The organism is Scytonema sp. UIC 10036, assembly GCF_009725235.1.
The window spans coordinates 1-6555 of record NZ_WJFC01000354.1; the positions used below are offsets into that span (position 1 = coordinate 1).

At 42.2% G+C, this 6555-nt stretch carries 8 protein-coding genes; 2 read left to right on the forward strand and 6 right to left on the reverse strand.

The annotated features are described in order from the left end of the window. Positions 1-40: 40 nt before the first annotated feature. Both F7734_RS66630 and F7734_RS59855 read right to left on the reverse strand, forming a co-directional pair. Complete coding sequence (locus tag F7734_RS66630) at positions 41-496, reverse strand: PPC domain-containing protein (RefSeq protein WP_347566482.1); 456 nt, start codon at positions 494-496, stop codon at positions 41-43. A gap of 26 nt (positions 497-522) precedes the next feature. Next, positions 523-1788 carry a serine/threonine-protein kinase gene (locus F7734_RS59855; RefSeq protein WP_347566483.1) on the reverse strand — a complete coding sequence of 422 codons (1266 nt, stop codon included), beginning with the start codon at positions 1786-1788 and terminating at the stop codon, positions 523-525. Positions 1789-2417: 629 nt separating this feature from the next. Between F7734_RS59855 and F7734_RS59860 the strand changes: the two genes are divergently transcribed. Beyond that, entirely contained in the window at positions 2418-3434 is a 1017-nt protein-coding gene (locus F7734_RS59860) for a ribose-phosphate pyrophosphokinase (protein WP_155753614.1), read from the forward strand. 84 nt (positions 3435-3518) lie between these two features. Here F7734_RS59860 and F7734_RS59865 read toward each other — a convergent pair whose 3' ends face one another. From F7734_RS59865 to F7734_RS62835, 4 genes are all read right to left on the reverse strand, one after another. Then, a complete protein-coding gene (locus F7734_RS59865; RefSeq protein ID WP_155753615.1) occupies positions 3519-4142 on the reverse strand; it encodes a DUF4142 domain-containing protein in 624 nt (207 codons plus the stop codon). A gap of 172 nt (positions 4143-4314) precedes the next feature. Next, a complete protein-coding gene (locus F7734_RS59870; RefSeq protein ID WP_155753616.1) occupies positions 4315-4584 on the reverse strand; it encodes a beta/gamma crystallin-related protein in 270 nt (89 codons plus the stop codon). 248 nt (positions 4585-4832) lie between these two features. Further along, entirely contained in the window at positions 4833-5132 is a 300-nt protein-coding gene (locus F7734_RS59875; protein WP_155753617.1) for a hypothetical protein, read from the reverse strand. Positions 5133-5747: 615 nt separating this feature from the next. Continuing rightward, positions 5748-6059 carry a hypothetical protein gene (locus tag F7734_RS62835; protein WP_207714491.1) on the reverse strand — a complete coding sequence of 104 codons (312 nt, stop codon included), beginning with the start codon at positions 6057-6059 and terminating at the stop codon, positions 5748-5750. 56 nt (positions 6060-6115) lie between these two features. Here F7734_RS62835 and F7734_RS59885 point away from each other — a divergent pair, with 56 nt between their 5' ends. Next, entirely contained in the window at positions 6116-6484 is a 369-nt protein-coding gene (locus tag F7734_RS59885; protein ID WP_207714492.1) for a hypothetical protein, read from the forward strand. The last annotated feature ends 71 nt before the right edge of the window (positions 6485-6555 follow it).

Genomic DNA, 6555 nt, shown 5'->3' on the forward strand with positions numbered 1-6555 from the left:
TGTCTCCCTTGTCTCCCTTGTCCCCCTTGTCCCCTACACCCTACTCTGGTGGACTGGGTATGATTTCTGTGGGTGTTGGGCTGGGTATAAGGGGGTTTTCTGTGGGTATTGGATCGGGTATTGGAGTCGGTGTAATTTCTGTAGGTGTTGGAGTCGGTATAATTTCTGTGGGTAATGGTGCTGGAGTGGATGATGGATCTAAAGGCAATGGAGTTGGTGTTGGTTGTACGGAGTTTTCTAATGCAACAGTTAAATTGTAATCACTTTGGTCAAGCCCTGGAACGGGGTTGACTTGTATAGTATATCTACCAGTAACAGGCGCTTTTCCTTGATAAAATGAGACTTCCTTAGCAGAATTATCAATTGGTTCTTGATTGGGACCTAAAATTGTCAGTAACACACCACCCTCTTTCGCAAGGCGTACAGTCAACTGTTGTCCTTCTTTCGCCGGAAAAGCATAAAAGGCAGTTTCCTGGGCTGCAAGAATCCCCTCCACGTTTGCTGTATTGGATGCATCAAAATTTAACCGTCTCCTGTAAACACCAGGTGGTTCGGGTTGGAATGGGGTTGGTGTCGGTGTCGGTGTCGCGTTGGTGTCAGTGTTGCTGTTGGTGTCGGTGTCGGTGTCGGTGTCGGTGTCGGTGTCGGTGTCAGTGTTCCCCCAGGAATGACTGGTGAGGGAAAAGTTTGTGGGGCTGTGGTTTGTTCTGGTGATGGCTGAGGTCGATCGCGAAGAGATCGCACAAATGCCCAAGAACCAAACCCTGCCAAAACAATAACGATAATGCTAATTCCGACTATCGCTACAGGATTATCTGGAAGTGAATTGTTAGCAGGTGGCGGAATCACTGGATCGGGTTGATTTGGCGCAGGTGGAACTGGCACAGGACGCTGAACAACTGCTATGGTTTGAACATTGGATAGGTCAGACGAAGGAGGACGTGGTTTTCCTACAACTTGCAGCGCTTGCATCACATCCATAGCACTTTGATAGCGATCGCTCGGTTTTCGGCTCAACATCCGATTTAACACTTGCGCCAATTGAGGATTAACCTTCACCCAGCGTTCCCAATTCCAACTTAGTTGGTTGTCATCAAAAAGTTCTTGAGGTTCTTTCCCTGTTAGTAAAACAATCGCTGTCACTGCAAGTGCATAAAGATCGCTGCTTGGGTACGCTCTACCTGTTTGCATTTGTTCGCTAGGGGCATAACCAAATTTCCCAACGCTTGTTGCCGGGATCGTGTTATCTGGAGAATTTAATCGAGTTGCCAGTTCTTTGACAACTCCAAAATCAATTAAAACTGGTAAGCGATCGCTGTCCCTCAAAATAATATTATCCGGAGCAATATCCCTGTGAATAATGCCCCGACTGTGAATTTGCTCCAAAACAGGCAACAAAGATTGTATTAATTGCAACGCTTCCTGCTCTGTAAATACTTGACCGGATTTCTTGCGTTCATCAAGCAAAATGCTGTATGTTTTGCCGGCAACATAGTCTTGTACTAAAAATAAGCGCTGATCTTGTTCAAATCTTTCCCGAAATTGTGGTATTTGCGGGTGCTGTATTTGATATAAGATAGCGGCTTCTCGCTGAAACAGTTCTTTTGCCTTCTCCCACGCATAACCTCCCGTTACTACCGGAATCAATTCCTTAATTGCACAAAATTCGTTAAAACGCCTTTGGTCTTCTGCTAAATAAGTTCTACCGAATCCCCCCTGACCTAGAGTTTTTATTATCCGGTAACGGTTTTGCAAGATAGTGCCAGATGTAATCGGTGGTTGCATCATCTAAAGTGAGTGTCATAGCAATCCAAGGAGGAGCAGCCAGTAAAACATACTCGCTAAACTCTATTTTCACACGCGCTTTCAATACATCAGCGTGAAAAAACAAAGGATTAAATTTAGTTATTGCTACTGTTTTACAAGCTGTATAGATTGTATCTATTCTTTACAACCAAGATGAGTTGTTTTCCCTACTCCCCACTCCCTACTCTCTATTTTCAAGCTAGTTTCACCATTAATTGCGAAAGGTAGTATCATTATATATCTAGTCAACTCCAAAATGACTAATCTTAAGTATTTATGCTTATTAAGCTAGAATTAAGTAAAAAGTTAAACTGTAAAGATTTGGTTAAAACCAAAAATCAGGATGTTAGAGGTGAGAATTGTGTCTCTAACAGGGTTTTGCGTTTTTGGTTTTGCCAGCCAATATAAAAAAACTAAACTCTAGGTATGGTTTACACACTTAATGTCAGTTAAGCTATCAATTGTTTGTCTATAAAAAGTTGGAGAAATCGAAATATGTAGTTTTGCTCAGGTATGTTGAAAATTTTTATGAAAGCTTTCAAAAAGCACGCATATGATTTTTTCCGGCTATTTGCGGTTAAATTTCTCAAATCTCTGATGATAGGATTGCCATGAATGCACATCGAGGATCTGCTGTGCTCAGTTCTACTGCCCTAAAAGTACAGCCGACTGCTACAGGCGTAACTGAAAATAATCGCTTGCGGCTGTTCTCTGGCTCTGCCAATGTACCACTGTCTCAAGAAGTTGCCCGTTACCTGGGAATGGATTTGGGACCAATGATTCGCAAACGATTTGCGGATGGAGAAATTTATATCCAAATTCAAGAATCCATTCGAGGCTGTGACGTTTACCTCATCCAGCCCAGTTGTCATCCTGTCAATGACAATCTCATGGAACTATTGATTATGATCGATGCTTGTCGTCGCGCATCTGCACGGCAAGTCACTGCTGTTATTCCTTACTATGGCTATGCCCGTGCTGACAGGAAAACTGCGGGAAGAGAATCAATTACTGCCAAGCTAGTTGCCAATCTCATAACAGAAGCAGGTGCTAACCGAATTTTAGCAATGGATCTGCACTCAGCTCAGATTCAAGGCTACTTCGATATTCCACTGGATCACGTTTACGGTTCACCAGTACTGCTTGATTATTTAGCAAGCAAGCAACTGCCAGACCTTGTTGTGGTTTCTCCAGACGTTGGTGGTGTAGCACGAGCCAGAGCATTTGCTAAAAAGCTAAATGATGCCCCACTGGCAATTATAGATAAGCGGCGTCAAGCTCACAACGTTGCTGAAGTTTTAAACGTTATCGGCGACGTTAAAGGTAAAACAGCAGTGTTAGTGGATGACATGATTGACACTGGCGGGACTATCTCAGAAGGAGCAAAACTCCTGCGTGAAGAAGGAGCTCGTCAAGTTTATGCATGTGCAACTCACGCCGTCTTTTCCCCACCTGCAGTTGAGCGCTTATCAAGTGGTTTGTTTGAGGAAGTGATTATCACGAACACCATTCCCGTGCCAGAGAGCAATCGATTTCCTCAATTAGTCATGCTGTCAGTGGCTAACTTGCTTGGAGAAACCATCTGGCGCATTCATGAAGACAGTTCTGTAAGTAGTATGTTCCGCTAATTCAGAAAAATCTGTCTTCACGATTACAATTAGAACATTTACCAGTTTAAAGGATGAAGTTGGAAATTTTTCAAACTTCATCCTTTATTTATTGTCACCCAACAAACTGTAACCTGTTACCTTAATAGCCATCTGAAAATGATTGCGTGCTGTTTGCAAACCTTGATTAGCAAAGGCTTTGACATCGGGATCTTTTCCAAGTGTTCCTTCTCGCTGGAATGTAGCTATAGCATCGAGGTGACGGTTCACTCCCATCTCGTTTATGTATGGTTCGTCGAAACGACTCCCGGAAAGCTGCTTTAAATGCGCGGAGATTGTTTCATATTTGAAACCCATTGTTGTTGGAGGTGTAATTTCCTTCTTGCTTAACAATTGCAAGAGTCTCTCATGCGCCTTTGTATGCTGTTCAACCATCTGCTGCGCGAACTCTTTTACTTTGGGATTTGTAGACTTTTGTAACGCCTGTTTCCCAAGTTCTATTTCTGCCATTCCTCCCTGAAAAGCGTCGGTAACCAATAGCCAATCTAAATTGTCAATCTTACTGCTCGATTGTTGAGGCAATTGACTCTGTACAACTACTGGTTCATTTGACAAGGGTGTAGGTTTATTTACTTGAGATACACCACAAGCTTTCAGAAATACGATCGCTAAAATTCCTGTAAAGCCTATGATGATTTGAAATTTCCGAAGTTTTTTGAAATTCAACATAAATATTTAGTCTCAGTTATTCAAACAAGATTTTTACAAAAATGTGTATTTTTTAATACAAAAATTTTCCAGTTAACATCAGGATAATTTCCTTCCGTTTTGGGGTGTGGGCTTTAGCAACTGTACTCAATATCTATATGGGAATTTTTCAAGAAAAATATGCAATAATCTACTATACAATAATAACTCTTGCTGAAGAGATTGTATCATTTAAAACAAGATTGAGCTTTTTCACATCACAATACTTTCCAGCTTGCAATAAAATGCCTAAACCACCAAAATCTTTATCCGTGCAAAACTCCCATATGCCACTATGGACTTGAATTGACGAAACTCTGCCATGCCAGCCGTCGCCTATCTGAGACAGTCGAGGTGTGTCACTGTCAATAGATATTGAAGCGCCACCAAAGTTGACTTCCTCAAACAATGTTACTACAGCCATTGCTTTTTCCCTTTAAGTTACACCTAAAATATGCGGGAGGCAGGTAGCCTCGAAATATGAGTTTCAAGAAATTAAAATACTTGTCGGTTAAGCCTAAAAATGCGAAACACGTAGGTTGGGTTGAGGAACGAAACCCAACGTTTACAGATATTTGTTGAGTTTCCTCACAGGGAAAGCCCAATCTACAAAAATTCTTATCCAAGCAGTATTGGGAATACTCTTTGGTGCAAAGTACAGTTCAGAATCATTTAGGTTGCAAGTAATTCCTTCAAACTATCATCGATGAATTGAGTATCTACAGGATTAAGACCACCACCAGCAAAATGTCCCCATATTGAAGGGATAGCACGGAAAACAGCGTTTGACATATGCTTAACTTCGTACTCATTGTCGTAATGCTCACCTGAGTACCACGTGGGATATACAATGACGTTACTTTTATCGGTATTAAGAGTACTGTAGGTTTTGTATGCCAGTTTTGTATTTCGCAGTGTAGCGCCTGACTGCAACACGCAGTCTCCAAGCTCAAAAACTTCGTAGTCAATCATTGATTTATCCTGCTTTGGTAAACCTAATTGCATTTCGGCAAGAATCTTGCGATCACCCTTGAGCAAGCTCAACGGCAATCTATCTGAAGTGTACTGAGTTGCAACACTTGACTTCTTTCAAGTTCTTACAATGATTTATCAGATTCTTATGGTGAAGCGCGAACTTGTTCTAATGTCATTCCTGTGAGGCACTTAAACTGTTGAGTGAGATGACTTTGCTTAAAAAAACCGTAAAGATTCGTTACCTGTCGCGAACTTTTGGAGTCAATAGACATGAAGTGTTTTGGAGAATTAGGTAATCATTGGGTAGATTTGGGCATTTGAAAAGCTAGCTCGAATTCATAAGATGAAGGCATCTCAAAAGAAACCGTATTATGTTGGCTGCGTTGCAGGCGATCGCCTTCAACGCCAAAGATAGAGTTATCTCCATACTTGCTTGATGTTGCACTTGCTCAAGTTCGTTGAAATTGAAAGGTCTGAAGGGAGGCAGAGCCTAGGGTGTTCTACCACAGAGTACGAGGCTCTGCCTCGCCGTTTGCGTTCTTAAGCGGAGCCTGGGAACGAGAGTGGGGGATTTACCTCCCAAAATTAATGCGATGAACCACTAGTAGTTTGTCAACTTACAATTGACGAGTGAAAAAAACCGCGAAGACGCTCATAGCGCAAAGTAAATTGAAAATTTGTCAAAATCCGATCGACCATTTCTTCAACCGTTAGATTGCTTGAATCCAGCCAGTAGACGAGGCGAGGAGTTTCGGTGCGGAGGATGCGATCGAATGCATAAACCATTGCTTCATTAGCATATCCAGTTTTTGATCGTGCCGCATCCCGTGCCGCTATAACCTCTGCCTTGGGACACAAAACGATCGCGGATAAATTTTCAGTGTCTCGAACGCTGTTTTGAGCATTTGTAATTGCAGGTTGCAATAGCTAACACCATAAGAATCTGATAAATCAGTGTAAGAATCTGAAAGAAGTTGAGGTTGGAACTCATTACACTTCAGATATATGGGATTTGGTTAAAAACTTCAAGATATTTTGGTGCGATTCCCGTTGATGAACGGGTCGTCATTGATGGTAAGTTTGTCAGTGCAGCAGGTGTCACTGCCGGAATTGACGGAGCGTTGCGCGTTGCTGCCCTCTTGTGTGGCGACAGAGTGGCTCAGGAGATTCAACTGCAAATTCAATATGCGCCTGAACCACCGTTTAACAGTGGTACGCCAGCAAGTGCGCCACCTGAGATTTTAGAAGCTGCTCGTGCGACGAGTCGAGAGATTACAGAAGCTCGGTTGACGACTGCAAAACGCATTGCCACAAGGTTAGGAGTCGTTACTAAGGAGAGTGGGTTATAGTTAACAATTTCTTGAGAGATGTCTTAGAGGATGTTTGAACAGTCGTGATTAATGTATTAAATATTTTTTAC